We start from the raw sequence: 25,881 nt of genomic DNA, 5'->3' as shown, positions 1-25,881 counted from the left end.
AGTGTGTATCCACTGTCGGATTATCTTACAGCTGCTGTAAGGAAAATCCGGTTCCCCCGAAGGTGCGCCACCACGGCGGCCAGCAGGATATGCGCGACGATGATAAGGCTGTTCAAACATTATGTACCGCATGCGGTGCTGCTGCTGGGACTGCTCGATTTCGCGTTGTTGCTTTGCGCGGCCGAAGGGGGCTGGATATTGCGGGCGCGCCAGATCGGCATGGATGTCGATCATGTGATGACCCGCATGGGTCCGCTGATCAGTTTCGCCGTCGCGATCCAGACCGGCATGATCGCGGTCGGCGTCTATGGCACCGAAGCGCTGCAATCCATCCGATTCGCCTTTGCCCGCCTGCTGGTGGCCGTGTCGCTGGGCGTGATTTTCCTGTCGGTTCTCTACTTCCTGCTGCCCGGCATGACGCTGTGGCGGTCCAATTCGCTCTACGCCATGGGGCTGGCCATTGCCCTGCTGGTCACCGTGCGGCTACTGCTTGGGTCGATGCTGGGCGGGGAGGCGTTCAAGCGGCGGCTGGTGGTACTGGGCGCGGGTAATCGGGCCAACCGGATCAAGGATCTGGAGCAGAAGCGTGGCGCGGGCTTTCTGGTGGTGGGCTTCATCGCCATGAATGACGGGCCGCAAGTCATTCCCGAAGCGATCAACCGCGATGCGGTGTTCAACCTGTCCGACTTCGTCGTCCGGCTGAACGCCAGCGAAGTCGTGCTGGCGCTGGAAGAACGGCGCAACGCCATTCCGATGAGCGACCTGCTGCGGATCAAGACCACCGGCGTTCATGTCAACGACCTGTCCAGCTTTCTGGAGCGTGAGACGGGCCGAGTCGACCTGGCCAGCGTCAATCCCAGCTGGCTGATTTTTTCCGACGGGTTTTCCGCCGGCCGCCGCCTGTCCAGCATCGCCAAGCGCCTGTTCGACGTGATCGCCAGTTCCATCCTGCTGGCGCTGACCGGCCCGATCATTCTGCTGGCTGCCATATTGGTGAAGCTCGATACCAAGGGACCGGCTTTCTATCGCCAGCAGCGCGTCGGCCTGTTCGGTCAGGAATTCTGGATCGTGAAGCTGCGCACGATGCGGCTGGACGCGGAGGTCGATGGGCAGGCGGTCTGGGCGGAAAAGGACGATCCGCGCATCACGCGCCTCGGCTACTGGCTGCGCAAGCTGCGGATCGACGAATTGCCGCAGACCTGGACGGTGCTGAAGGGCGAGATGAGCTTCGTCGGCCCGCGCCCCGAACGGCGCCAGTTCGTCGAGGATCTGGAACAGCATCTACGCTATTATGCCGAACGCCATATGGTAAAGCCCGGCATCACCGGCTGGGCGCAGATCAACTATCCCTATGGCGCGTCGATCGAGGATGCCCGGCACAAGCTGGAATATGACCTTTATTATGCGAAGAACTACACGCCCTTTCTGGACCTGCTGATCCTGATCCAGACCTTGCGGGTCGTGCTTTGGCCCGACGGCGCGCGCTGAGGCGTTAGCGACCATGGGTGCGCTCCTTCAATTTGTCGGCGACTGGGGCCATGCGCTGGCGGCAGTGCTGTTCGCGGCGCTGGGCATCTTTCTGCTCCGTCGCCGAGACGAGGCGCCAGAGCCGCGTCTGCTCGCTGCGGCCCTGTTGCTGACGTCGTGCTGGGCGCTTTACGTGTCCTTCGGTGGCGTGTCGAAACCGCTGTCGGGCGTTGGCGAAAGCATCCGCAATGCCGCCTGGGTGCTGGCCATGTATGTCATGCTGCGGCGTGGGCCGGTAGGCCGCGCGGGGCCGACGATGGCGGTCAGCGCCGTCTATCTGGCGGTGGCCGGCCTGTTGCTGATGCAGACCGTTACCGACCTTCTCTGGCGGCAATTGTCGCCCGCGAGCGACCTGCATCACGCGCTCGTCACCTGTTCGTTGATCCTGCGCATGATGACAGCGATCGGCAGCCTGTTGCTGGTCCATCATCTTTACACCGCCTGGCCTTCGCGGGAGCGGGGTGGGGTGTCATTGCTGCTGGGATCGCTGGCGGCGATGTGGACCTATGACCTCAATCTCTACGCGATCTGCTGGTTCGCGCCGCATAGGGTGAACGAGCTTTATGCGCTGCGCGGGTTGTTGATGGGGCTGATCGCGCCGGTGATTGCGGTGGGCATGCGCAAGGGGATGGCGGGGCGGTTGCAATTGTCGCGGGCCATTACATTTCAGTCGCTCTCCATCGTCGCGGTGGCCCTCTATGTCGCGGTACTGACCGCTGCGGCCGTCCTGATCGAGATGATCGCCGGTCCCTATGCACGCGTGGTGGAGATTGCAGCGGTCTTCTTCACCGCCGTCACCGCGCTGGTGCTGCTGCCTTCGCCGCAGGTCCGGGCGCTGTGGAAGGTACAGGTCGCCAAGCATTTCTTCCAGCATCGCTATGATTATCGCACCGAATGGATGCGCTTTGGCGACACGATCGGTCGTCCGGGCGAGGATGCCGCGCCGCTCGGCCAGCGCGTGGCGAAGGCGATGGCCGACATCACCGATTCGCCCGGCGCGCTGCTGCTGCTGCGCGATGAGCAGGATGGGTTGGCGTTCGAAACGCAATGGAACTGGGCCGGCGACTTGTCCGATGTCGGAACGGTCTCGCCAGGCATCGTGGCGCAATTGGAGCAGACCGGCTGGATCGTCGATCTGGGTCGGCGCAAGAGCGGAGAGGGCGCGCTCGACCTGCCCGAATGGATGACGCAGGAGCGGCGCTTCTGGGCGCTGGTGCCGCTGATCCATTATGGTCGGATGATCGGTGCGCTGCTGCTGGCCCCGCCGCCGATCGACCGGCGGCTGGACTGGGAGGATTTCGACATGTTGCGCGCCGCCGGGCGACAGGCCGCGACGCATATCAGCGAGGCGCAGGGCCAGCAGGCGCTGGACGACGCGCAACGGTTCGAGGAGTTCAATCGCCGCTTCGCCTTCATCATCCATGACGTGAAGAATCTGGTGAGCCAATTGTCGCTGCTGTCCCGCAATGCAGAGCGCCATGCCGACAATCCCGAATTTCGCGCCGACATGGTGCTGACGCTCAAGGAATCGGTGGGCAAGATGAACGATATGCTCGCTCGCCTGTCCCAACATAACAAAGGCAAGGCGGAAGAGCCGCGCCCTGTCGCGCTGATCGACCTGTTGCAGCAGGTCGCCCGTACGCGTGGGCGGCAGCATCCCGTGCATGTCAGTGGCGACGCGCCGCTGGCCCTGGCCGATCCGGTGCGGGTCGAGCAGATCGTCGTCCATCTGCTGCAAAATGCCATCGACGCCAGCACAGCCGAAAGCCCGGTCGACCTGCGCCTGTCCGCCGAAGCGGGCGAGGCGGTGGTCGCCATCATCGATCGGGGCAAGGGCATGAGCGCGGAATATATCCGCCGCGATCTGTTCAAGCCCTTTTCCTCAAGCAAGGCGGCAGGCTTCGGCCTGGGCGCGTTCGAGGCGCGGACCCTGGCACAGGCCATGGGGGGGCGGATCGAGGTGGAGAGCAAGCCCGGCGCCGGCAGCCGTTTCACATTGCGCCTGCCGTTGGCGCCCCATAGCGATACACAAGAAAAGGCCGCCTGATGAGCGACACTCGCCCCAAATTGCTGATCGTGGAGGATGATCCGGGCCTTCAGCGCCAGTTGCGCTGGGCCTATGAGGATTATCAGCTGTTCATTGCCGGCGACCGGCAGGAAGCGATCGAGATTTTGCGCGCGGAAACGCCCGACGTGGTGACGCTGGACCTTGGCCTTCCGCCAGATCCCGATGGCACCAGCGAGGGCTTTGCCACGCTGGCGGAGATGCTGAAGATCAAGCCGGATACGAAGATCATCGTGGCGTCCGGCCATGGCGCGCGGGAAAGTGCGCTGGATGCGATTTCCGGTGGGGCTTATGACTTCTACCAGAAGCCGGTCGATATCGACGAACTGGGGCTGATCGTTCGTCGCGCCTTCCATGTTCATGCGCTGGAGCGGGAAAATGCGCGGCTGGCCGAAACCGCGCCGGAGGACAGTCGGGTGCTGGGGCGCATCATTTCGGGTGCGCCCGAAATGATGAAGGTCGCCCGCACGATCGAGCGGGTGGCCGGCGCGCAGGTGTCCGTGCTGCTGCTGGGCGCGAGCGGGACGGGCAAGGAATTGCTGGCGCAGGGCCTGCATGACGCCAGCCCACGTCGTGGTGGCGCATTCGTGGCGATCAACTGCGCCGCGATTCCCGAGACGCTGCTGGAATCCGAACTGTTCGGTCATGAGAAAGGCGCCTTCACCGGCGCGATCAAGACCACGCCGGGCAAGATCGAACAGGCGCAGGGCGGCACGCTGTTTCTAGACGAGGTGGGGGACATTCCGCTGGCCTTGCAGGTCAAGCTGTTGCGCTTCCTGCAGGAACGGGTGATCGAACGGATCGGTGGGCGTCAGCCCATCGCCGTCGATACGCGGATCGTGTGCGCGACCCACCAGAATCTGGAACAGATGATCGAAGGCGGTGCCTTCCGCGAGGATCTTTATTACCGCCTTGCTGAAATCGTGGTGCGGATTCCGGCGCTCAAGGATCGGCCGGGCGATCCGGCGTTGCTGGCCCGCCATTTCCTGACGCGCTTCGCCCGTGACATGAACCCGCAGGTCAAGGGATTGGCGCCCGATGCGCTGGCGGCGCTCGACGGCTGGGGCTGGCCGGGCAATGTGCGCGAACTGGAAAACCGGATGAAGCGCGCGGTCATCATGGCCGACGGGAAACTTATCACCGCTGCCGATCTGGACCTGGACGACGAGCGTGCCGATGGTGGCGATGTCGTCAATTTGAAGGCTGCGCGGGAAATGGCCGATCGTCGCGCCATTCGCCGTGCCATTGCCCGCACCGACGGCAATATTTCCGGCGCGGCCAAGATGCTGGGGATCAGCCGGCCGACGCTGTATGATTTGCTCAAACAATATCAGATGCAGGGCTGACGCCGATGCGACGGTCCCGTCTGGCCCTGATTGTCGGGGTAGCGCTGCTGGCGCTGGGTGCTGCCGGCATATTGCAATGGCGGTCGCATGCACGTGATGGCAGTGCGGCGCTGACGCGCGGTCTGGCCGCACTCGACAAGGGTGACGCGCGCACGGCGCGAGTCGAGTTGATGAACGCCATCAAGCGCGATCCCAGATCGACGGCCGCCCATGTGGCGCAGGCACAGGCGCAGGTCGATCTGGGCGATGGGGCGGGCGCGCAGGCGGCCGTCGAACGTGCGCGAACATTGGGGTCGCCGCCGGCGGCGACGCGCGCCATCATGGCGCAGGCGCTGCTGTTGCAGGGGGACATGGATAGCGCTCTGAAGGAAGCGCGCGCGGCTGACTTGCCCCCGGACGCGGGCGTGCTCGCGGCCCGCGTGATCGCGCAGGCTATGCTGGGGCAGGGTGACCTGCCGGCAGCGCGCGCGGCTTTGCAACATGCGTTGGCTAACGCGCCCGGTGATCCTGCCAATTGGGTCGAGCTAGGCCGGTTGCAGATGGTGGCGGGGGATCAGGCCGGCGCGATCATGGCCGCCGACCGCGCGGTTGCGCTGGCGCCCGGCGATGCGAAGGCGCTGACGTTGCGCGGCGAACTGACCCGCGCGCAATATGGCCTGGCTGCTTCGCTCCCCTGGTTCGAGCGGGCGCTGGCCGCCAATCCCGATTCCGTGCCGACGCTGGAGCAATATGCCGCGACCCTGGCCGATGCCGGGCAGGCGAGCCATATGCTGGGCCTCACTCGCCGCCTTCTGGCACTCGACCCGTCCAATCCGCGCGCCTGGATGATGCAGGCGGTGATGGCGGCGCGGGTCGGGCAGGGCGATCTGGCCCGCAAGCTGCTGGAGCGAACCAAAGGCCGGCTGGACGATGAGCCGGCGACCCGCCTGCTGCGCGGCATATTGCAATTGCAGGATGGCAATCCCGTGCTGGCGACCGAGGCACTGGCGCCACTGGTCGCTGCCCAGCCGGACAACCGCACGGCGCGTACGCTGTTGGCGCGGGCATTATATGACAATGACGACTTCGCCTCCGCCGCGACGACGCTGGCGCCGATCGTGGCGCAGCGGGATGCCGATCCCTATGTGCTGACGCTTGCCGCGCGGGTGCAGGAGGCGCTGGGCAACCGGGCGATGGCGGGTGATATGCTGGCGCGGGCCGCCTGGCCGGTGCGGGCGTCGAGCGATTCATTCGCCAGTTCGGCGGACCATGGGCTGGCATCCGGTGCGGGGCCGGCCAGCAGTACGACCGCGCGCGACAATATTCCCTATATCCGGGCGCTGCTCAGCACGGGTCGCAATGGCGATGCTCTGGCCCGGGCGCGATTGCTCAGCCGTGCCAATCCCCGAGCGCCCGATGCTTGGCTGATATTGGGCGATACGTTGGGCGCGGCGAACCAGCCGCAGGAGGCGGCGCATGCTTATGAAGCAGCCGGCAATATCCGGTTCGATCGCGATGCCGCGCTGCGGCTGGCCGCCGCATGGACCCGTGCGGGCAATGCGCCGCGCGCCCGCCAAGTGGTGCAATTGTTCCTGAGTCAGAATCCCAATGACGTGGAGGTTCAGCGTGTGGGCGCCGACATGGCGATGCAGGCGCAGGACTGGCGCGGCGCGCGGCGGATGTTGCAGGCGGTGCGGGCACAGATTGGGGACAATGACGCGGTGCTGATGGCGGACCTCGCGCGCGCCGCGATGGAGGATGGCGATCGGAACGCCGCGCGCGCCTATGCGGCGCATGGCTATCGGTTGATGCCCGGCAATCCGGTAACGGCGGACATGTTCGGTTGGGTGTTGCTGCGCAGCGGCGAGAAGGGGCCGGCGGCGGTCGACCTGCTGGAAAAGGCGGTGGCGCTGGCGCCCGGTGCGCCTGCGCTGCAACTGCATCTGGGGCAGGCCTATGCAGCGGCGGGGCGCAAGGGGGAGGCGAAGCTGGCGCTGGGCCGTGCGGCGGCTGTGCGTGGCTTTGTCGGTCGTCAGGATGCACTGGACGCGCTGGCGGCGCTGTAAATCAGGCCTTCAGCAGATCCAGATCGTCGATCCGCAGGCCAAGCCTCCGGATCTGCGCCGCGACGGGCGGCCAGACACTGTCGAGGAAGCGTTCGCGTTCGGCTTCGCGCAGGCGGCGGGTCGCACCGTCGGAGACGAACATGCCGACGCCGCGCTTCACCACTACCAGCCCGTCGTCCTGAAAGCTTTGATAGGCTTTAGCCACGGTCAGCGGATTGGCGCCCTGCGCCGCAGCAAAGGCGCGCACCGATGGCAACAGGTCGCCATCGGTAAATTCCCCATCCAGGATGGAGGCGGCGATAATCTCACGCAGGCGGAGATAGACGGGTTTGGATTCGTCGGCCATAGTGCATCAGTGCCATAATACAGCCATGCGGGTCAATCCGCAGAGGTTGTTCGGCAATGCTTTGCGGTTATAATTATCTGTCCCAGGTCGATACGATCGCGTCATATTCTGGCCGGGGCCGTTCTTCCTGCGGTTTGCCGGACGTGCCGATGAACACGAAGCCGGCAATCTTTTCGCCGTCCTTGCCAAAGGCGTCACGCACATCGTCGTTGAAGCTGGGCCAGCCGGTCAGCCAGCCGCCGGCAAAGCCCAGCGCATGGGTGGCGTGCAGCAGGTTCATGATCGCGGCGCCAGCCGACAATTCCTGTTCCCAGACCGGGATCTTGCTGCCCGCGACCGGGGTGGACAGGGCCACGACCAAAGTCGGCGCCTGATGGGCGAACTGATGCATCGCTTCGATTTCCAGCCGTCCGGCGTCCGGCTTTTCCGCGCGGTAGGCGGTTTCCAGCAGGTCGGCCAAGGCGGCGCGCTTGTCCTGCGGCACGATGACGAAACGCCATGGCGCCAGCTTGCCATGATCGGGGGTGCGCAGCGCCACCTCCAATATCTGGCGCAGTTGCGCGTCGTCCGGGCCGGGCGCGATCAGGTCGCGCGGTTTGCCGGAACGGCGGGTCTGGAGCAGGGCGAGCGGGGAGGAGAGGTCGTTGAACATCGTGCCGACAGATGGCGTGCCCAACGCTTCGGCGCAAGGGTTCAGGCGCCCTTTTGACAGGGCGGACCGATCCGCTCTAGGTTCGCGCCCATAAGCGGCCCCCAGCATGGCGGGCCGGACACAAGAATAAGCAAAGGGTGCCGAATGGCGACTTCGGACATGATTTCCGCCGAGGCAGGGAAAACCTGGCTCGGCCATCCGCGCGGGCTGTATCTGCTCTTCTTCGCGGAAATGTGGGAGCGTTTCTCCTATTACGGGATGCGCGCCATCCTGATCTTCTACCTCACCAAACATTTCCTCTTCGGCGAGGATAAGGCGTATCTCCTCTATGGCGCCTATACCTCGCTGGTCTATATCACGCCGGTCATCGGCGGTTATCTGGCCGACCGGTTTCTGGGGCCGCGCAAGGCGGTGCTGGTCGGCGGCGTGTTCATCGCGATCGGCCATTTCCTGATCGCGATTACGGAAGGACCGGGCGGACAGGATCCGCTGTTCCTGAATGGCTTCTACCTTGCGCTGGCGTCCATCATCGTGGGCACCGGTTTCCTGAAGGCCAATATCTCCGTGCTGGTGGGCGAGCTTTATGCCCGCGACGATCATCGCCGCGATCCCGCTTTCTCCATCTTCTACATGGGGATCAACATGGGCGGGATGCTGGGGCCGGTCGTCTGCGGTCTGCTGGGCGAACTATGGGGCTGGAGCTGGGGTTTCGGTGCGGCTGGCGTCGGCATGCTGGCGGGTCTGGTCATGTTCGTGTGGTTGAAACCCTGGCTGCTGGGCAAGGGTGAGCCGCCCGCGCCGCAACAGTTGCGCGCGCGCACGGCCACCGGGCTGAGCCAGGAATGGACCATCTATCTGGCCGCGACGCTGGGCGTGGTGGCGATCTGGCTGGTCATTCGTTATGCCGAATTGCTGGGCTATGCGCTCCTCGGTTTCTCGGCGCTGACCGTCGTCTATATCGTGTGGCGGACGGTCGGCACGCTGGGCAAGGTCGATCGCGATCGCATGTTCGCCGCGCTCTTCCTGATCGCGCTCAATCCGCTCTTCTGGGGCCTGTTCGAGCAGACCGGATCGTCGCTCAACATCTTTACCGACCGCAATGTCGATCGCAGCATGCTGGGTTGGGAAGTGCCTGCATCCCTGTTCCAGTCGGTCAATTCGGTCTTCATCATCCTGCTCGCGCCGCTCTTTGCGGTCCTGTGGACCTTCCTTGACAAGCGGCGGCTGGAGCCATCCTCGCCCGCCAAATTCGGTATCGGGCTGGTGCTGTGCGGCGCGGGCTTCCTTGTGCTGGTCGCGGGCGCGGCAATGGCGGGCGAGAATCTCACGCCGGTCATCTTCGTCTTCCTGATCTATCTGCTCCACACCATGGCCGAACTCTGCTTCTCGCCGGTGGGGTTGTCCGCCATGACGCGCCTGTCGGTGTCGTCGATGGTCGGGCTGGTCATGGGCACCTGGTTCCTGGCCATGGCGGCGGGTAATTTCATTGCGGGCCTGATCGCCCGCGCGACGGGGAGCGGCGAGGCGGGTAACGTCACGCAGGTGCTGGACGTCTATACCCGCATCGGCTGGTTCGCGATCGTGGTGGGGGGGCTGGTGCTGCTCGTCTCCCCCTATGTGAAGCGGCTGATGCATCTCGATCTGATCGGTTCGGAGGAAAAGGCATGAACATGAGCGGCAAGATGCTGCTGATCGCGGCGTTGCTGGCGGGGACCGCCGGCCCGGTCGCGGCGAAGAAGGAGAAGGAGGCGCAGCCCGCTGCGCAGGGATCGTCGGCCGAGCCGGACAATCCTTATCCCTCCACCTACAAGCCCTATCCGGGGCGGCCGACGGTGATCCGCAATGCGACCATCTTCGACGGGGAAGGTGGGCGCATCGACGGGGGCGTGGTCTTCCTGAACGAAGGCCGGATCGTCGCGATCGGCGGGCCGGATACGCCGATTCCGGCGGACATCGCCGTGTTCGACGGGACCGGCAAATATGTGACGCCGGGCGTGATCGACATTCACAGCCATCTGGGCGTCTATGCTTCCCCCGGCGTCGATGCGCTGTCGGATGGCAATGAAATGACGTCGCCGGTGACGCCCCATGTGTGGGCCGAACATAGTATCTGGCCGCAAGATCCCGGCTTCGGCCGGGCGCTGGCCCATGGCGGCGTGACGACGCTCCAGATCCTGCCCGGATCGGGCAATCTGTTCGGCGGGCGCAGCGTGACGGTGAAGAATGTTCCCGCCCGCACCCAGCAAGGGATGAAATTCCCCGGCGCGCCCTATGGGTTGAAGATGGCTTGTGGCGAAAATCCCAAGCGCGTCTACGGCGCCAAGGGACGCGAACCCAGCACCCGCATGGGCAATATGGCGGTCGATCGCCAGACTTGGATCAAGGCGCGGGAGTATCAGAAGAAGCGCGCGGCGGGCAAGGACCAGACCCGTGACCTGGGCATGGAGACGCTGGCCGATGTGCTGGAAGGCAAGATCCTGGTCCACAACCATTGCTATCGCGCGGACGAGATGGCCAATGTGATCGATATGTCGAAGGAGTTCGGCTACAAGATCACCGCCTTCCACCATGCGGTCGAAAGCTACAAGATCGCCGACCTGCTGCGCGAAAACGGCATCTGTTCGGCGATGTGGGGCGATTGGTACGGCTTCAAGATGGAAGCCTATGACGGGATCAAGGAAAATGTCCCGCTGGTGCAGCAGGCTGGCGCCTGCGCGATCGTGCATAGCGACGATCAGGATGGCATCCAGCGCCTGAATCAGGAAGCGGCCAAGGCATTGGGCGCGGGGCGGCGCATGGGGATTAATATTTCCGATGAGGTCGCCTGGACCTGGCTGGCGATCAACCCTGCCAAGGCGATGGGCATTGCCGACCAGACCGGCAGCCTGAAGGTCGGCAAAATGGCCGATGTCGTGCTGTGGAACGGCAATCCGTTCAGCACCTATACGCGGCCGGAGAAGGTGTGGATCGACGGGGCGCTGATGTATGACAGCGGCAATCCCAAGCTGCGGCCGGTGAGTGATTTCGAACTGGGCCAGATCGGCGCGGGAGACGTGAAATGAGCATGACGCGAACGGTTCTTGCAATGTTGGCCATGGCCATTTCCACCTCCGCGCTGGCCCAGTCCATCGCCATCACCGGCGCGACGCTGGCGATCGGGGACGGGTCGGAGCCGATCCGCAACGGCACCGTGGTCATCACCGCTGGCAAGGTGGTTGCGGCGGGTGCAGGCGTGGCCGTGCCGGCGGGCACGAAGACGATCGATGCAGGCGGTAAATGGGTGACGCCCGGTATCGTGTCGGGCTTTTCCCGCGTGGGTCTGGCCGAAGTGCCGGGAGTGAAGGAAACCAACGACACCCGTGCGGCCCGATCGCCCTTCTCCGCCGCGATCGACGTCGCGCCCGCGATCAATCCGCTCGCCAATCCGATTGCGATCAGCCGTACCGCCGGCGTGACCCGCGCGGTGGTGGTGCCTGCGGCTGGCAACGGCATCTTCGCCGGGCAGGGCGCGGTGATCGATCTGGGCGCGGATATGACGCCCATCACCAAGGCGCGTGCCTTCCAATTTGTGGAGATGGGTGAGGAGGGGAAGGATGATGCCGGCGGCAGTCGCGCGGCGACAGTTTTGACATTCCGCATGATGCTACGGGAAGCGCAGGAGTTTGCGAAGGCGCCGGCCAGCTATGATGGCCGGTCGCGCGATGCGCTGCTGAACCGGGTCGATGCCGAGGCGCTGGTGCCGGTCGTCACCGGTGCGATGCCGCTGATGGTGCATGTCGAAAGCGCACGGGATATCCTGACCGTACTGTCGCTGCGGCAGGATTTCCCGGCGTTGAAACTGATCTTGGCAGGGGCGACCGAAGGCTGGATGGTGGCGCCGCAGATCGTGGCGGCCAAGGTGCCGGTCATTACGGCCGGGCTGGAAGACCTGCCGTCCAGCTTCGAGAAGCTGGCCGCGACGCAGAGCAATGTCGGCCGGATGGTGAAGGCGGGCGTCAGTGTTTCGATGGGGCTGCTGACGGGCGACGATGCCCTGCAACTGCGCGCGGCGACGCAGCAGGCTGGCAATATGGTGGCGCTGACGAAGGTGCCGGGCGCGACGGGCCTTAGCTGGGGGCAGGCGTTGCGCACCATCACGTCTGCCCCGGCCGAGGCGATGGGGCTGGGCGACCGGTTCGGGTCGCTGAAGGCCGGCAAGGCGGGCGATGTGGTGATATGGGACGGCGATCCGCTGGAAATGACGTCGGCGCCGGTTTCGGTGTGGATCGACGGCGTACAGCAACCGCTGGAAAACCGACAGACCAAGCTGCGCGACCGCTATGCCAGCCCAAGCGAAGGGGCGATGCCCAAGGCGTATGAATGGTGAGGGGATAGGGGGGGCTGCATCAATGTAACGTCGCTTCCCCCTCACCCAGCTTCGACTAGGCAGCAAGCTACCAAGTCTGCGCAGCCCTCTCCCCCTCTGGGGAGAGGGGTATCTTGATCCTTGGCTGTATCTTCCGCTAAGGGCGGAATATTCGCATGGACCCGGTGAAATTCCGGGTGGCTATTCCGGCCGCCGATCCGCCGGACAACATCCCACATGATCCAACCCGATGCGCCGCCTTCGTTGCGGCGTCATGTGCCTTGTTGTGGATTTTCTATGACCGATTTCCTGACCCGCTACCGTCGGCAGTGGTTTGTCGACTTTACCTCCGCGCGGCGCGATGCGCTGGCCGGGATCGTCGTCGCGCTGGCGCTTATTCCCGAAGCCATCGGCTTTTCCATCATCGCCGGCGTCGATCCGCGCGTCGGCCTCTATGCCTCCGTCGCGATCGCCATGACGATCGCGCTGATCGGCGGGCGGCCGGGGATGATTTCCGCCGCGACCGCCGCCGTCGCCGTGCTGGTGGGGCCGCTGGTGAAGCAGCATGGCGTGGATTATCTGTTCGCCGCGACCATCATGATGGGCCTGATCCAGATCGCGGCCGGGCTGCTGCGGCTGGACCTGCTGATGCAGTTCGTGTCCCGATCGGTCATTACCGGCTTCGTCAACGCGCTCGCCATCCTGATCTTCATGGCGCAGCTGCCGCAACTGACCCATGTCAGCTGGCACACTTATGCGATGGTCGCGGCGGGGTTGGCGATCATCTACCTGTTCCCGCGCGTGACGAAGGCGGTGCCTTCGCCGCTGGTGGCGATCGTGGTGCTGAGCGTGGTCGGCCTGTGGTTGGGCCTGCCGGTGCATAGCGTCGGCGACATGGGCAAGCTGCCGGAAGGGCTGCCCAGCTTCGCCCTGCCGCATGTGCCGCTGACGCTGGACACGTTGCGGATCATCCTGCCCTATTCGGTGACGATGGCGGCGGTAGGGTTGCTCGAATCCATGCTGACGGCGCAGATCGTCGACGACATGACCGATACGGACAGCGACAAGAAGCGTGAGGCAATGGGGCAGGGCGGGGCGAATATCGTCGCCGCGCTGTTTGGCGGCATGGGTGGATGCGCGATGATCGGCCAGTCGGTCATCAATGTGACGTCGGGCGGGCGCGGGCGCTTTTCGACCTTGGTGGCGGGCGGGTTCCTGCTGTTCCTGCTCACCGTGCTGGGGCCGTGGGTGGGACTGTTGCCCATGCCGGCTTTGGTGTCGGTGATGGTGATGGTGTCGATCGGCACGTTCAGCTGGAATTCGATCCCGAACCTGCGGCGCCACCCGCCGACGTCTTCGGTGGTGATGCTGGTGACGGTGGCCGTCGTGCTTGCCACGCGCGACCTGTCGCTGGGCGTGCTGGTCGGCGTGCTGCTGTCGGGCATTTTCTTTGCCGGCAAGGTGCAGCGCATGTTCGTGGTCGAACAGAGCGAGGCGGACGGGCGGACGGTCTATCGCGTCACCGGCCAGATATTCTTCGCATCGGTCGACCGCTTCACCCGCGCCTTCCGGTCGGAGGAGGGTGCTGGCCCCATCCTGATCGACGTGAGCGGCGCGCATTTCTGGGATATTTCAGGCGTAGGGGCGCTCGACAAGGTGGTTGCGCGGTTGCGCGGGGATGGACGGCAAGTCGAGGTGGTCGGTTATAATCGGGCCAGCGCCGACCTGATCGACCGTTTTGCTCTGCATGACAAGACCGGGGTGGAATTGGGCGCTACGCCGCATTGAGACAGCGAGTTGGACAGTCCTATCGCGTGAGCGCGTTCGGACCTACGCGTAATATCATGTCCTATTTGCGTAAGAAAATATCCTACAGGGCGCGATCCTATTTGTCGGTCGCGCCCCAGATATCGCTGGTCTTCACATAGCCGCGCTGCCCCTTCGCATCGAAGGCGCACCAGCTGCCCGAACAATCGCTGAGCCGGCCCACGACACCGCGTTGGGCGCGGAACAGCGCGCGGGCGCCGTCGCTGGCGGATTCGCGTAAGGGGGCTTCTTCGGAGCGGACGATCGCGGTCGGCGTGTCGCTGAGCAGGCGGACGTGCATCCAGCCCTGCGCGCCGTCGGCATCCTCCACCTTGCGCCACAGGCCCAGTACCTGCACCACCTTCACCGGCAGGTCGCGGCGACGATAGATCCAATTCGAGGGGTAATCCAGGCTGGGCCCGACGCGCATCCGCGCCTCGTCATGCGAGAGGGACGCCCAATAGGGCACCTTCTTGGCCGGCCCGGCCAGCGCAGTGCCGCCCATGGCCAGCGCCGCAGCCATGCCCGCGCCCAGCAGCAGACGCTTCATTCCAGACCCATTGCCGATGTCACCCATGGCTTTCCCTTACTCCCTGCCGGGCCGCCGCGACAAGCGCTGATCTTGCCGGTTGCGCCATATCCGCTTGACCGGGCGCGTGGGCAGGAATAGCGGCCTAGTCATGGCCAAAAAACAGCGCCCCGCCAAGCCGCGCGTCATCGTCACGCGCCGCCTGCCGCCCAATGTGGAGGCGCGCATGGCCCAATTGTTCGATGCCAGTTTCAATATCGGCGACGTTGCGATGAGCCACGCCGACCTGGCCCATGCCATGGCGCAGTGCGACGTGCTGGTCCCGTGCATCAGCGATCCCATCGACGCCGCCCTGATCGAGGGCGCGCCGGAGCGGTTGCAACTGATCGCCAGTTTCGGCAGCGGGGTCGATCATATCGACCTGACGGCGGCGCGTAAGAAGGGTATCATCGTCACCAATACGCCCGGCGTGCTGACCGAGGATACGGCGGACATGACGATGGCGCTGATCCTGTCCGTCCCCCGCCGGCTGGCGGAGGGGGAGAAGCTGGTGCGGACGGGCGAGTGGCGCGGCTGGAGCCCGTCCGGCATGTTGGGTCATCGCATCGGCGGCAAGAAATTGGGCATTATCGGCATGGGGCGGATCGGCCGCGCCGTCGCCCGCCGCGCCCGCGCCTTCGGCCTATCGATCGCCTATCACAACCGCCATCGCCTGCCGTTCGAGGTAGAGCAGGACCTGGAAGCGGAATGGCATGGCGATCTGGACGCGCTGCTGACCGGGAGCGACATCGTATCGATCCATTGTCCGCTCAATGCCGATAGTCGCGGGCTGATCGATGCGCGGCGGGTCGGGCTGATTCAGCAGCACGCCTATCTGATCAACACGTCGCGCGCGGAAATCACCGACGAGCAGGCGTTGATCGCGGCGCTGGACGAAGGGCGCATCGCGGGCGCCGGTTTCGACGTCTACACCCATGAGCCGGCCATCGATCAGCGGTTGCTGGCGCTGCCCAACGTCGCGCTGTCACCGCATATGGGGTCGGCGACGTTCGAGGGACGCGACGCAACGGGCGCGCGGGTCATCGCCAATATCCGCACCTGGGTGGACGGGCATCGCCCGCCCAATCAGGTTTTGGAGGGGTGGGTCTAACGCGACCGGGCGGAACCACCGTTCGGTTGGGCTCCCCATGGCAAGGTCTTCCGTAAATCGTCATCCTGAAACAAGTTCAGGATGACGTTGCTTTTAAGGGCAAATAAGTTCGCGATCACGCGGTGGCCAATTGGTCCTTGAGGCCGGTCACGACCATATGGCCATGCGCCACCGATTCATGGGCGTGGCGGACGGCGGCTTGGGTTTCCGCGTCGATCGCCTCATCCTTGAGCACGCGCTCAAATTCCTCGCGCAGATAATCTTCGCCCCGGTCGATCGCCTGGATCACGGCCTTGTCTCCGCCGCCCAGCGCCACGAAAATATCCTCCAGCCGGCGATGCACGGTGCCGGCGGTGGAACCGAACTCATTGGGCTTGCCGCCCAGCGCACGGCTGCGCGCCTGGAGCAGATCGACCGCTTTGGTCCGTTCGCCGGCCAGATCGCGGAAGAGGATCTGATATTCGGTCGACGTCACCTTGTCGGCGCTATGTTCATAGCCCTTCACGCTGTCGATCAAGGTGGTGATCAGGTCGTCCAGTTTGCTGATGGCATGATTGCTCGACATCTTGGTCTCCTTTTCGATCAGGCAACAACCGATCGGCAGCGGCGATTGTTCAATCAAGCGCCTGATAATCGACCTTAATTTCCCGTTATCCATCTTTGTGCCGCAGGTGGAACAAGTGGCGTTATCGTCGGTTGAACGGACCATCACCTCCCACGGAAGGATATTTTCATGATCAAGCTTGCGATCATCTCCCTCGTCATTGCTGCGGTGCTGGCCCTGCTCGGCTTTGGCGGCGCGGCCGGCACGTTCGTCGGTATCGCCAAGATCCTGTTCTTCATCGCCATTGCCGTGTTCGTGCTGTTCCTGGTGCTGGGCGTGTTGGCTGGCAAGGGCATCAAGGATGCTATAGACTGACGCCCATGACACAGATTGGCGCTGGAGTGGATGAGACAGGCAGATTGCTGCGCGATGAGGCCGGCTTTCTGCTCCAGCGTGATCTGGGCGGGAGTTACCGCCTCGTCCTGCTGCGCGTACCCGTGGATCATGTCGAGAAACGGGTGCGGGTGCAGGGCTATTATGCCGGTGATGGCATAGTCGAAGCGGAGGGCGTGGCTGCCGCCTGACGCCTCTTGCCAAAAGCGGTGGGACGCGCGATCCATTGCGTCCATGCGCAAGATTCTTTCTTTCCTCATCGCTATTTCCGTGCCGGTTCTGGCGCATGCCCAGATGCCAGTGCAGACGGCGCCCCATGACCAATTGACCAGGATCATCGACGATCATTGGGCCTGGTATCTGTCGACCCATCCGGTCGAGGCGACGGCGCGGGGCGTGCGCGCGTATGACGATCGCATTTCCGATATGTCGCTGAGTGCGCGCGATGCGCAGATCAAGGCGGAGCAGGGCTTCGTCAGCCGGCTGGATGCCGTGCCCGCGCAACAGCTGGATGCGGCCGACCGGGTGAACCGCGACGTGCTGCTGTGGATGCTGCGCGATGATATCGATGGGGACAAGCATCCGGCCGAGCGGTTGATGCTGTTTACGACCTATTATGGCTGGCATCAGGGCTTTTCCGGCATGGCGGACGGCCTGCCTTTCTACAATCGCGCCGATTATGACAGCTATCTGAAGCGGTTGGCGCTCTATCCCAAGATGAATGGCGATGCGCTGGCCATCACGCGGCAGGCGATCAAGGGCGGCTATGTCCAGCCCTGTTCGGTGCTGCAAAATTATGCCGGGACGATAAGCGGCATTGTGGACGGCAAGCCGGGGGAGACGCGCTTCTACGAGCCGTTCGCGCGGGCCAAGCCGCGCGATATCAGCGATGCGGACTGGAGCGCGATGCAGGCGCGGGCCGTTACCATCATCCGTGATGTGCTGACGCCGGAATATCGCAAATGGCATGATCTGTTCGTGGCCGACTATCTGCCCCATTGCCGCAAGAGCGATAGCGCGTCGGCCCTGCCGGGCGGGGCGGCCTGGTATGCGGCTCGTGTGAAGGCGCATACGACGACCGATCTGACGCCGGACGAGATCCATCAGATCGGGCTGGACGAGGTCGCGCGCATCGGCAAGCGGATGGACGAGATTGCGGCCAAGGTAGGATACCCCAGCCGCGCGGCCTATATCCAGCATCTGCGCACCGATCCGTCTTATTATGCCCAGACGCCCGAGGAATTGCTGCGCGTATCGGCGCGGCAGGCCAAGACGATCGACGGGCTGCTGCCGCGCTATTTCGGCACGTTGCCGCGTCTGCCCTATGGGTTGAAGCCGATCCCGGCGGCCGAGGCGGAAGGCACGACGACGGCCTATTATGGGCCGGGCGCGCCGGAGAGCGGCATATCCGGCACCTATTGGGTCAATACGTCGAAGCTGGACCAGCGGCCTTTCTGGGAAGTGCCGGCGCTGACCGCGCATGAGGCGGTGCCGGGCCACCACAACCAGATCGCGCTGCAACAGGAATTGCCGTTGCCGCCATTCCGCAAATATCTGGCGGGGTTCACCGCCTATGTGGAGGGGTGGGCGCTCTATACCGAATATCTGGGCGAAGAGATGGGGCTGTACGACACGCCCGAGAAGATGATGGGGCGCCTGTCCTACGAAATGTGGCGCGCCTGTCGGCTGGTGGTCGATACCGGAATCCATGCCAAGGGATGGGACAAGGCCAAGGCGGTCGCCTTCATGAAGAGCAACAGCGCGCTGTCCGACGCGAATATCGATTCCGAGGTCAATCGCTATATCAGCTGGCCGGGGCAGGCGCTGGGCTACAAGCTGGGCGAGATCAAGATCCGGGCGCTGCGGGCGAAGGCGGAGGCGGCATTGGGACCGAAATTCGACTTGCGCCGCTTCCATGATGCGGTGCTGGCGCAGGGCGCGGTGCCGCTCACTGTGCTGGAAAGCCAGATCGACGGGTGGATCGCGGCGGAGAAGGCGCGGAGTTAACCGTCCTACTAAAGTCCATTCTTTACTCAGACTAATGGCAAAAGCCGCAGTTTTCGGCCGATTGTCGCACTTGGCAGCAACATTTTGCTGCGCTGCGGCGGCTTGCCAATTCTTGTCTCTTGGCGTACCGGGGCGGCGTCAGCTCCCGGACCGGGCATATAAGTCGGCAAGTGGCGCTGCGCGTCGACTCCGTGCACTTTATATGACGTTGGGAACGAGATGAGCATTTACCTGGATTATCTGGCCGAAATCGAAAGCCGTAAGACTCAGGGACTCGCGCCCAAGCCGATCGACGACGGCGCTCTGGTCGGCGAAATCATCGCCATCATCCAGGACGCGGGCAGCGAACATCGCGCCGACGCACTGAAATTCTTCATCTACAACACGCTGCCCGGCACCACGAGCGCTGCGGGTGTGAAGGCGGCGTTCCTCAAGAAGATCATCCTGGGCGACGTGGCCGTGGCGGAAATTACGCCGGCCTTCGCGCTGGAACTGCTCAGCCACATGAAGGGCGGTCCCTCGATCGAGGTGCTGCTCGACCTGACGCTGGGCGATGACGCGGCGATCGCCAGCCAAGCCGGCGACGTCCTCAAGACCCAGGTATTCCTGTACGACGCCGACATGTTCCGCCTGCGCGATGCGTTCGCGGCGGGCAATGCGGTCGCCAAGGATGTGCTGGAAAGCTACGCCAAGGCGGAGTTCTTCACCAAGCTTCCCGAGGTCGAAGACGAGATCAAGGTCGTGACCTTCATCGCGGGTGAAGGCGATATTTCGACCGATCTTCTGTCGCCGGGCAACCAGGCGCATTCGCGCTCCGACCGCGAACTGCACGGCCTGTGCATGATCACGCCCGAAGCGCAGCAGCAGATCGTGACGCTGAAGGAACAGCATCCCGACAAGCGCGTGATGCTGATCGCCGAAAAGGGCACGATGGGCGTGGGCAGCTCGCGCATGTCGGGCGTCAACAATGTGGCGCTGTGGGCTGGCAAGCAGTCCAGCCCCTATGTGCCGTTCGTCAACTATGCCCCGGTCGTCGCGGGCACCAACGGCATTTCGCCGATCTTCGCGACCACGGTGGACGTGACCGGCGGCATCGGCCTGAACCTGAAAAACTGGGTCAAGATGACCGGCCCGGACGGCAAGGCCATTTTGAACAATGACGGCAATCCGGTGCTGGAAGAGGCCTTCTCGGTCGCGACCGGGACGGTGCTGAAGATCGACGTCAAGAATCGCAAGCTGACCGACGAGGCCGGTAACGAACTGGTCGACGTCGCCGCCGCCTTCACCCCGCAGAAGATGGAATTCATGAAGGCGGGCAGCAGCTACGCCATCGTGTTCGGCAAGAAGCTCCAGACCTTCGCCGCCGAAACGCTGGGCGTCGAAGCGCCGGCCGTGTTCGCGCCGAACAAGGAAATCACCGTCGAGGGCCAGGGCCTGACCGCGGTGGAGAAGATCTTCAACCGCAATGCCGTGGGCGTCGCGCCGGGCAAGGTGTTGCATGCCGGGTCGGACGTGCGCGTCACGGTGAACATCGTGGGGTCGCAGGACACGACCGGCCTGATGACCGCGCAGGAACTGGAAGCGATGGCGGCCACCGTCATTTCGCCGTTGGTCGACGGCGCCTATCAGTCGGGCTGCCACACCGCGTCGGTGTGGGACAAGAAGGCGCAGGCCAACATCCCCAAGCTGATGTCCTTCATGAACAATTTCGGCCTGATCACCGCGCGCGACCCCAAGGGCGTCTATCATGCGATGACCGACGTCATCCACAAGGTGCTGAACGACATCACCGTGGACGATTGGGCGATCATCATCGGCGGCGACAGCCACACGCGCATGTCGAAGGGCGTGGCGTTCGGCGCGGACTCCGGCACGGTCGCGCTGGCGCTGGCCACCGGTGAAGCGACCATGCCGATCCCGCAGTCAGTGAAGGTCACGTTCAAGGGCAAGATGCAGCCCTATATGGACTTCCGCGACGTGGTGCACGCCACCCAGGCGCAGATGCTGGCGCAGTTCGGCGGCGAAAACGTGTTCCAGGGCCGCATCATCGAAGTGCATATCGGCACGCTGCTGGCCGATCAGGCCTTCACCTTCACCGACTGGACGGCCGAAATGAAGGCCAAGGCGTCGATCTGCATTTCCGAGAATGAAACGCTGATCGAATCGCTGGAAATCGCCAAGTCGCGTATCCAGATCATGATCGACAAGGGCATGGAAAATGCCGCCGGTACGCTCAAGGGCCTGATCGCTCTGGCCGACAAGCGCATCGCGGAAATCCGTTCGGGCGAGAAGCCTGCGCTGACGCCCGACGACAATGCGAAATATTTCGCCGAAGTCGTGGTCGACCTGGACCTGATCGACGAACCGATGATCGCCGATCCGGACGTCAACAATGCCGACGTGTCGAAGCGCTACACGCACGACACCATCCGCCCTGTGTCCTATTATGGCGGCACGAAGAAGGTCGATCTGGGCTTCATCGGATCGTGCATGGTGCATAAGGGCGACATGAAGATCCTGGCCCAGATGTTGAAGAACATCGAAGCCAAGGAAGGCAAGGTCGAGTTCAAGGCACCTCTGGTCGTCGCTCCGCCGACCTACAATATCGTCGATGAGCTGAAGGCCGAGGGCGATTGGGACGTCCTGAAGAAATATGCCGGGTTCGAGTTTGACGACGCGCAGCCCAAGAACGCGGCCCGCACCGAATATGAGAATATGCTCTATCTGGAGCGTCCGGGCTGCAACCTGTGCATGGGCAATCAGGAAAAGGCCGCCAAGGGCGATACCGTTCTGGCGACCTCGACCCGCCTGTTCCAGGGCCGCGTCGTGGAAGATACTGCGGAGAAGAAGGGGGAGTCGCTGCTGGCTTCGACCCCGCTGGTGGTGCTGTCCACCATATTGGGCCGCACGCCGAATATGGACGAGTATCGCAGCGCGGTGACGGGTATCGACCTGACGAAGTTCGCGCCGCCCGCCGCGCATTGATCTGGCGTTGATCTAGGGGGGCTAAGGCCCTTTTGCGACAAGGCCGCCGCTATGCTTTCCGCCTGATCGGGGAAGTGTGGCGGCGGCCTTTTCGTTTATGCTAATAAGCGATGATGTGGATTCATAGCTCTCCGTTCCCCGGCGTAGGCCGGGGTCCAGTTTAGAGCGTGGAACTGGGCCCCGGCCTACGCCGGGGAACGCTCCATCTGATATGCGCTTATCGGCGTGAAGGCAGTTCGGATCAGAGACTGGACGTAAGTGGAAGCGGCGCCAGAGACAGCGTCAACCACGCACGATGTTGCGATGCAGCAAGGGGTAGTGGCGTGTCGCAATGGGCGCATTCGGCCACCACGCGGCCCACGATCCACTGGCTGCCGCCGCAATCGGGGCAGGGGGTTTTGCGGCCAAGATAATATTGCGGATTGATAGCAATTACGCCGGTTTCGACGGGCGAAAAACCTGTGTCCATGACTGTCTCCCCTTTTCTGGCGATGCAACGTTTAAAGGGGTGAAACGTATCCCTACATAAGCACCACAGACTGCGTCGCCATTTGATTTGAAACGATCAAATGTTATGGCAGCGCAGCATCGGGACATATCTGCTTCGACCATGGGTTGGGGTGTATCCTTGCCACCTTGCCATCCGGCGAGCCTCTGGTGGAAACGCGCCCTCCTTTGGCCGAGGCCATGCGAGGAGACGCACATCTTATGACCGCCATCGGACAGGACACTTTGGGCACGCGCGACACATTGAATGTCGGCGGCAAGGACATTGCCTATTATTCGTTGAAGAAGGCCGCGCAGAAGCTGGGCGACGTATCTCGCCTGCCTTTTTCGATGAAGGTGCTGCTGGAAAATCTGCTCCGTTTCGAAGATGGCGTGACCGTGACCGCCGAGGATATCCAGGCGATCGTCGATTGGCAGAATGACCGGGGCAAGGCCGAGCGGGAAATCCAGTATCGCCCCGCGCGCGTGCTGTTGCAGGATTTTACCGGTGTGCCCTGCGTGGTCGATCTGGCCGCGATGCGCGACGCGATGAACGCGCTGGGCGCCGACGCCAGCAAGATCAATCCGCAGGTGCCCGTCCACCTCGTCATAGACCATAGCGTCATGGTCGATGAGTTCGGCACGCCCAAGGCGTTCGAGCAGAATATGGAGATCGAATATCAGCGCAATATGGAGCGCTACGACTTCCTGAAATGGGGCAGCAAGAGCCTCGCCAATTTCTACGCCGTGCCGCCGGGCACGGGCATCTGCCATCAGGTCAATCTGGAGAATATCGCGCAGGGCGTGTGGTCTTCGGTCGATGAAAGCGGCGCCACCGTCGCCTATCCCGACACCTGCGTCGGCACCGACAGCCACACCACGATGGTCAATGGCCTGGGCGTACTGGGTTGGGGCGTGGGCGGGATCGAGGCGGAGGCCGCGATGCTGGGCCAGCCTGTATCGATGCTGATCCCCGAAGTCGTGGGCTTCAAATTTACCGGTACGTTGAAGGAAGGCGTGACCGCCACCGACCTGGTGCTGACCTGCACCCAGATGCTGCGCGCGCGTGGCGTGGTGGGGCGTTTCGTCGAATATTTCGGACCGGGTCTGGCGACGCTGAGCCTCGCCGATCGGGCTACGCTTGCCAATATGGCGCCGGAATATGGCGCGACCTGCGGCTTCTTCGGCATCGATGACAAGACGCTGGACTATATGCGCCTGACCGGTCGCCCGGACGAGACGATCGCGCTGGTCGAGGCCTATGCCAAGGAACAGGGTTTCTGGATCGACCCGTCGATCGAACCGGTGTTCACCGACACGCTGGAACTGGATCTGTCCACCGTCGTGCCCAGCCTGGCCGGGCCGAAGCGGCCGCAGGACCGGGTCGCGCTGCCCGACGTCGATGATGTGTTCAATGCCGACATGGTCAATACCTACAAGAAGGCACAGACCCGCGTGCCGGTGGAAGGCAAGGATTTCGACATTGGCGACGGCGACGTCACCATCGCGGCGATCACCAGCTGCACCAATACGTCGAACCCCAGCGTGCTGATCGCGGCTGGGCTGGTCGCCAAGAAGGCGAACGAGCTGGGCCTGAAGCCCAAGCCATGGGTGAAGACGTCGCTGGCGCCGGGTAGCCAGGTCGTGACCGATTATCTGGAAAAGGCGGGGTTGCAGTCGCATCTGGACGCCATCGGTTTCAATCTGGTGGGCTATGGCTGCACCACCTGCATCGGCAATTCGGGGCCGCTGGCGCCCGCGATCAGCGCTGCGATCAATGAAAATGGGCTGGTCGCCGCCGCCGTGATTTCGGGCAACCGCAATTTCGAAGGGCGCGTGTCGCCGGACGTGCGCGCCAACTTCCTCGCGTCGCCGCCGCTGGTGGTCGCCTATGCGCTCAAGGGCACGGTGATCGAGGATTTCCTGACCACGCCGATCGGCGTCAGCACGGCGGGTAACGACGTGTATCTCAAGGACATCTGGCCGACCAACGACGAGATCGCGACCACCATCGCGGGCGCGGTCGACCGGCCGATGTTCCAGGCGCGCTATGCCAATGTCTATAAGGGCGACGCGCATTGGCAGGCGATCGACGTTACCGGATCGGACACCTATCAGTGGCGCGCGGGATCGACCTATGTCGCCAATCCACCCTATTTCGAGGGGCTGAGCATGACCCCGGCGCCGGTCACGGACATTGTCGAGGCCAAGCCGCTGGCGATCTTCGGCGATTCCATCACCACCGACCATATTTCGCCGGCAGGGTCGATCAAGGCGTCGTCGCCTGCGGGCAAATGGCTGAGCGATCATCAGGTGAGCCAGGCCGACTTCAACAGCTACGGGTCGCGGCGCGGGCATCATGAGGTGATGATGCGCGGCACCTTCGCCAATATCCGCATCAAGAACCTGATGCTGGACGGCGTCGAGGGGGGCATGACCAGTTATGAAGGCGAGGTCATGCCGATATATGACGCGGCGATGAAGCATAAGGCCGACGGCACGCCGCTGGTCGTGATCGGCGGCAAGGAATATGGCACCGGATCATCGCGCGACTGGGCGGCGAAGGGCACCAATTTGCTGGGCGTCCGCTCGGTCATCGTGGAGAGCTTCGAGCGCATCCATCGGTCGAACCTGGTCGGCATGGGCGTGCTGCCGTTGCAGTTCAAGGATGGCGACACGCGCGATACGTTGGGCCTGACGGGGGACGAGACGTTCACCATTCAGGGCGTTGCCGACCTGAAGCCGCGTCAGGATGTGGATGTGGTCGTGAAGCGGGCCGATGGTTCGACCTTCACCTTCACCGCGCTGTGCCGCATCGATACCGTCAACGAGCTGGAATATTTCCTGAACGGCGGCATTTTGCAATATGTGCTGCGCAAGCTGGCCGCTTGATCGGCTGAGGCGTCAAGGTAGGGAATGAGGGCTTCTTCCGGGTGGGAGGAGCCCTTTTCCTATGGAAGCGGCGCGATCATAAAATCGTCATGATTGTCTGAAAACCTCTGTTTCCTGGCAGGTTGAGGTAATGGTCATGAACATAGCCATGGTGATTTTGCTACTGTCGGCGACCGCTGCGCAGGGGCAGGGCAGCGCTCCGTCTTCGGACAAGGACTTTGGCGCCTATGGGCGTGGGGCGGCCGAAAATGCGATGACCGAATTTGCGCAATGCGTGGTGCGCGGAACGCCGGCCAAGGTCGCCGACGCGCTGAAGACACGGCCGGGATCGCCGGAGGAGACGGCCAGCTTCATGGCGATCGCCAATGGCCGGAAAGGATGCCTGCACCAAGGCAAGCTGCGGATGAAGGGCCATGCGATGCGTGGCGCGCTGGCCGAGCAGCTTTATCTCCACCGTTTTACCGCCCCGCTGGTCGAGCCGGCTAATCCGGCTGCGCCGGCGCCCGCCGTGCTGGAAGGGGAGAATTCCTATCACGCCTATGCCGGCTGCATCGTTGCGCGCAATGCGCCCGCGGTGGACAGCCTGATCCGGTACAAGGCCGGCAGTGAGGAGGAACGCGGGGCTTTTCAGCGCGCGATGCCGGCATTGTCATCCTGCCTTGCGGGCGGCGAAAACAACCGGTTGCGGATCGACCGTGCCGTGCTGCGCGGCTATCTGGCCGAGGCGTTGCTGGATTTTCGTAACGCCGGCTCGGGCTGATCC

At 63.6% G+C, this 25,881-nt stretch carries 20 protein-coding genes and 1 other annotated feature; of the genes, 15 read left to right on the top strand and 5 right to left on the bottom strand.

Going from position 1 to position 25,881, the window contains the following annotated elements; all coding sequences use genetic code 11:
* Nucleotides 1–99: 99 nt before the first annotated feature.
* From F4U95_RS14380 to F4U95_RS14365, 4 genes are read left to right on the top strand one after another with little or no spacing between them, the layout of a single operon-like run.
* Nucleotides 100–1,488: a TIGR03013 family XrtA/PEP-CTERM system glycosyltransferase gene (locus F4U95_RS14380; RefSeq protein ID WP_150426165.1), complete on the top strand. Its 1,389-nt coding sequence runs from the start codon at nucleotides 100–102 to the stop codon at nucleotides 1,486–1,488.
* Nucleotides 1,489–1,501: 13 nt separating this feature from the next.
* On the top strand, nucleotides 1,502–3,574 hold the full coding sequence (prsK, locus tag F4U95_RS14375) for an XrtA/PEP-CTERM system histidine kinase PrsK (protein WP_150426164.1): 2,073 nt from the start codon (nucleotides 1,502–1,504) through the stop codon (nucleotides 3,572–3,574).
* Nucleotides 3,574–4,938, top strand: coding sequence for a PEP-CTERM-box response regulator transcription factor (gene prsR / locus F4U95_RS14370; protein ID WP_150426163.1), 1,365 nt, complete (start codon nucleotides 3,574–3,576; stop codon nucleotides 4,936–4,938). The genes prsK and prsR overlap by 1 nt, the downstream gene beginning before the upstream one ends.
* 5 nt (nucleotides 4,939–4,943) lie before the next feature.
* Nucleotides 4,944–6,983: a tetratricopeptide repeat protein gene (locus F4U95_RS14365; RefSeq protein WP_150426162.1), complete on the top strand. Its 2,040-nt coding sequence runs from the start codon at nucleotides 4,944–4,946 to the stop codon at nucleotides 6,981–6,983.
* 1 nt (nucleotide 6,984) lies between these two features.
* Here F4U95_RS14365 and F4U95_RS14360 read toward each other — a convergent pair whose 3' ends face one another.
* Nucleotides 6,985–7,329 carry a GntR family transcriptional regulator gene (locus tag F4U95_RS14360; protein WP_150426161.1) on the bottom strand — a complete coding sequence of 115 codons (345 nt, stop codon included), beginning with the start codon at nucleotides 7,327–7,329 and terminating at the stop codon, nucleotides 6,985–6,987.
* Nucleotides 7,330–7,402: 73 nt separating this feature from the next.
* Complete coding sequence (locus tag F4U95_RS14355; protein ID WP_150426236.1) at nucleotides 7,403–7,981, bottom strand: nitroreductase family protein; 579 nt, start codon at nucleotides 7,979–7,981, stop codon at nucleotides 7,403–7,405.
* A 144-nt stretch (nucleotides 7,982–8,125) separates the two neighbouring features.
* On the opposite strand from F4U95_RS14355, the gene F4U95_RS14350 reads away from it, so the two are divergent.
* From F4U95_RS14350 to F4U95_RS14335, 4 genes are all read left to right on the top strand, one after another.
* Nucleotides 8,126–9,649: a peptide MFS transporter gene (locus tag F4U95_RS14350; protein ID WP_150426160.1), complete on the top strand. Its 1,524-nt coding sequence runs from the start codon at nucleotides 8,126–8,128 to the stop codon at nucleotides 9,647–9,649.
* Nucleotides 9,646–11,043: an amidohydrolase gene (locus F4U95_RS14345; protein WP_150426159.1), complete on the top strand. Its 1,398-nt coding sequence runs from the start codon at nucleotides 9,646–9,648 to the stop codon at nucleotides 11,041–11,043. The genes F4U95_RS14350 and F4U95_RS14345 overlap by 4 nt, the downstream gene beginning before the upstream one ends.
* Nucleotides 11,040–12,347 carry an amidohydrolase family protein gene (locus tag F4U95_RS14340; protein WP_150426158.1) on the top strand — a complete coding sequence of 436 codons (1,308 nt, stop codon included), beginning with the start codon at nucleotides 11,040–11,042 and terminating at the stop codon, nucleotides 12,345–12,347. The genes F4U95_RS14345 and F4U95_RS14340 overlap by 4 nt, the downstream gene beginning before the upstream one ends.
* 154 nt (nucleotides 12,348–12,501) lie before the next feature.
* Nucleotides 12,502–12,557: a sequence feature (sul1 is cis-regulatory element that is thought to sense ions involved in sulfur or methionine metabolism; They are found in Alphaproteobacteria), on the top strand.
* A 66-nt stretch (nucleotides 12,558–12,623) separates the two neighbouring features.
* Nucleotides 12,624–14,114: a SulP family inorganic anion transporter gene (locus tag F4U95_RS14335; protein ID WP_150426235.1), complete on the top strand. Its 1,491-nt coding sequence runs from the start codon at nucleotides 12,624–12,626 to the stop codon at nucleotides 14,112–14,114.
* A gap of 97 nt (nucleotides 14,115–14,211) precedes the next feature.
* Here F4U95_RS14335 and F4U95_RS14330 read toward each other — a convergent pair whose 3' ends face one another.
* A complete protein-coding gene (locus tag F4U95_RS14330; RefSeq protein ID WP_150426157.1) occupies nucleotides 14,212–14,709 on the bottom strand; it encodes an SH3 domain-containing protein in 498 nt (165 codons plus the stop codon).
* 103 nt (nucleotides 14,710–14,812) lie between these two features.
* On the opposite strand from F4U95_RS14330, the gene F4U95_RS14325 reads away from it, so the two are divergent.
* Nucleotides 14,813–15,811, top strand: coding sequence for a 2-hydroxyacid dehydrogenase (locus F4U95_RS14325; protein ID WP_150426156.1), 999 nt, complete (start codon nucleotides 14,813–14,815; stop codon nucleotides 15,809–15,811).
* 115 nt (nucleotides 15,812–15,926) lie between these two features.
* Here the strand turns inward: F4U95_RS14325 and F4U95_RS14320 are convergent, their stop codons facing one another.
* On the bottom strand, nucleotides 15,927–16,376 hold the full coding sequence (locus F4U95_RS14320; protein ID WP_161600392.1) for a ferritin-like domain-containing protein: 450 nt from the start codon (nucleotides 16,374–16,376) through the stop codon (nucleotides 15,927–15,929).
* 168 nt (nucleotides 16,377–16,544) lie between these two features.
* Here F4U95_RS14320 and F4U95_RS14315 point away from each other — a divergent pair, with 168 nt between their 5' ends.
* From F4U95_RS14315 to F4U95_RS14300, 4 genes are all read left to right on the top strand, one after another.
* Entirely contained in the window at nucleotides 16,545–16,730 is a 186-nt protein-coding gene (locus F4U95_RS14315; protein WP_120250451.1) for a DUF1328 domain-containing protein, read from the top strand.
* A gap of 5 nt (nucleotides 16,731–16,735) precedes the next feature.
* On the top strand, nucleotides 16,736–16,939 hold the full coding sequence (locus F4U95_RS14310; RefSeq protein ID WP_150426154.1) for a DUF5818 domain-containing protein: 204 nt from the start codon (nucleotides 16,736–16,738) through the stop codon (nucleotides 16,937–16,939).
* A gap of 43 nt (nucleotides 16,940–16,982) precedes the next feature.
* A complete protein-coding gene (locus F4U95_RS14305) occupies nucleotides 16,983–18,755 on the top strand; it encodes a DUF885 domain-containing protein (protein ID WP_150426153.1) in 1,773 nt (590 codons plus the stop codon).
* A gap of 219 nt (nucleotides 18,756–18,974) precedes the next feature.
* Entirely contained in the window at nucleotides 18,975–21,740 is a 2,766-nt protein-coding gene (locus F4U95_RS14300; protein ID WP_150426152.1) for a bifunctional aconitate hydratase 2/2-methylisocitrate dehydratase, read from the top strand.
* A gap of 241 nt (nucleotides 21,741–21,981) precedes the next feature.
* Here the strand turns inward: F4U95_RS14300 and F4U95_RS14295 are convergent, their stop codons facing one another.
* Nucleotides 21,982–22,209: a hypothetical protein gene (locus tag F4U95_RS14295; RefSeq protein WP_150426151.1), complete on the bottom strand. Its 228-nt coding sequence runs from the start codon at nucleotides 22,207–22,209 to the stop codon at nucleotides 21,982–21,984.
* A gap of 239 nt (nucleotides 22,210–22,448) precedes the next feature.
* On the opposite strand from F4U95_RS14295, the gene acnA reads away from it, so the two are divergent.
* On the top strand, nucleotides 22,449–25,118 hold the full coding sequence (gene acnA / locus F4U95_RS14290; protein WP_150426150.1) for an aconitate hydratase AcnA: 2,670 nt from the start codon (nucleotides 22,449–22,451) through the stop codon (nucleotides 25,116–25,118).
* A gap of 148 nt (nucleotides 25,119–25,266) precedes the next feature.
* Entirely contained in the window at nucleotides 25,267–25,878 is a 612-nt protein-coding gene (locus F4U95_RS14285) for a hypothetical protein (RefSeq protein WP_150426149.1), read from the top strand.
* Nucleotides 25,879–25,881: the final 3 nt, after the last annotated feature.

Origin of the sequence: Sphingobium limneticum (genome assembly GCF_008710165.1) — a bacterium.
Classification (GTDB): Bacteria; Pseudomonadota; Alphaproteobacteria; order Sphingomonadales; family Sphingomonadaceae; genus Sphingobium; species Sphingobium limneticum.
The sequence above is the reverse complement of the archived record's forward strand: the minus strand, read 5'-3'. Positions and strand labels throughout refer to the sequence as shown.

Excerpts from the sequence above, each read along its gene's own strand:
- F4U95_RS14380 (WP_150426165.1), top strand. The coding sequence starts at position 100 with ATGATAAGGCTGTTCAAACATTATGTACCGCATGCGGTGCTGCTGCTG.
- prsK (WP_150426164.1), top strand. The coding sequence starts at position 1,502 with ATGGGTGCGCTCCTTCAATTTGTCGGCGACTGGGGCCATGCGCTGGCG.
- prsR (WP_150426163.1), top strand. The coding sequence starts at position 3,574 with ATGAGCGACACTCGCCCCAAATTGCTGATCGTGGAGGATGATCCGGGC.
- F4U95_RS14365 (WP_150426162.1), top strand. The coding sequence starts at position 4,944 with ATGCGACGGTCCCGTCTGGCCCTGATTGTCGGGGTAGCGCTGCTGGCG.
- F4U95_RS14360 (WP_150426161.1), bottom strand. The coding sequence starts at position 7,329 with ATGGCCGACGAATCCAAACCCGTCTATCTCCGCCTGCGTGAGATTATC.
- F4U95_RS14355 (WP_150426236.1), bottom strand. The coding sequence starts at position 7,981 with ATGTTCAACGACCTCTCCTCCCCGCTCGCCCTGCTCCAGACCCGCCGT.
- F4U95_RS14350 (WP_150426160.1), top strand. The coding sequence starts at position 8,126 with ATGGCGACTTCGGACATGATTTCCGCCGAGGCAGGGAAAACCTGGCTC.
- F4U95_RS14345 (WP_150426159.1), top strand. The coding sequence starts at position 9,646 with ATGAACATGAGCGGCAAGATGCTGCTGATCGCGGCGTTGCTGGCGGGG.
- F4U95_RS14340 (WP_150426158.1), top strand. The coding sequence starts at position 11,040 with ATGAGCATGACGCGAACGGTTCTTGCAATGTTGGCCATGGCCATTTCC.
- F4U95_RS14335 (WP_150426235.1), top strand. The coding sequence starts at position 12,624 with ATGACCGATTTCCTGACCCGCTACCGTCGGCAGTGGTTTGTCGACTTT.
- F4U95_RS14330 (WP_150426157.1), bottom strand. The coding sequence starts at position 14,709 with ATGGGTGACATCGGCAATGGGTCTGGAATGAAGCGTCTGCTGCTGGGC.
- F4U95_RS14325 (WP_150426156.1), top strand. The coding sequence starts at position 14,813 with ATGGCCAAAAAACAGCGCCCCGCCAAGCCGCGCGTCATCGTCACGCGC.
- F4U95_RS14320 (WP_161600392.1), bottom strand. The coding sequence starts at position 16,376 with ATGTCGAGCAATCATGCCATCAGCAAACTGGACGACCTGATCACCACC.
- F4U95_RS14315 (WP_120250451.1), top strand. The coding sequence starts at position 16,545 with ATGATCAAGCTTGCGATCATCTCCCTCGTCATTGCTGCGGTGCTGGCC.
- F4U95_RS14310 (WP_150426154.1), top strand. The coding sequence starts at position 16,736 with ATGACACAGATTGGCGCTGGAGTGGATGAGACAGGCAGATTGCTGCGC.
- F4U95_RS14305 (WP_150426153.1), top strand. The coding sequence starts at position 16,983 with ATGCGCAAGATTCTTTCTTTCCTCATCGCTATTTCCGTGCCGGTTCTG.
- F4U95_RS14300 (WP_150426152.1), top strand. The coding sequence starts at position 18,975 with ATGAGCATTTACCTGGATTATCTGGCCGAAATCGAAAGCCGTAAGACT.
- F4U95_RS14295 (WP_150426151.1), bottom strand. The coding sequence starts at position 22,209 with ATGGACACAGGTTTTTCGCCCGTCGAAACCGGCGTAATTGCTATCAAT.
- acnA (WP_150426150.1), top strand. The coding sequence starts at position 22,449 with ATGACCGCCATCGGACAGGACACTTTGGGCACGCGCGACACATTGAAT.
- F4U95_RS14285 (WP_150426149.1), top strand. The coding sequence starts at position 25,267 with ATGGTGATTTTGCTACTGTCGGCGACCGCTGCGCAGGGGCAGGGCAGC.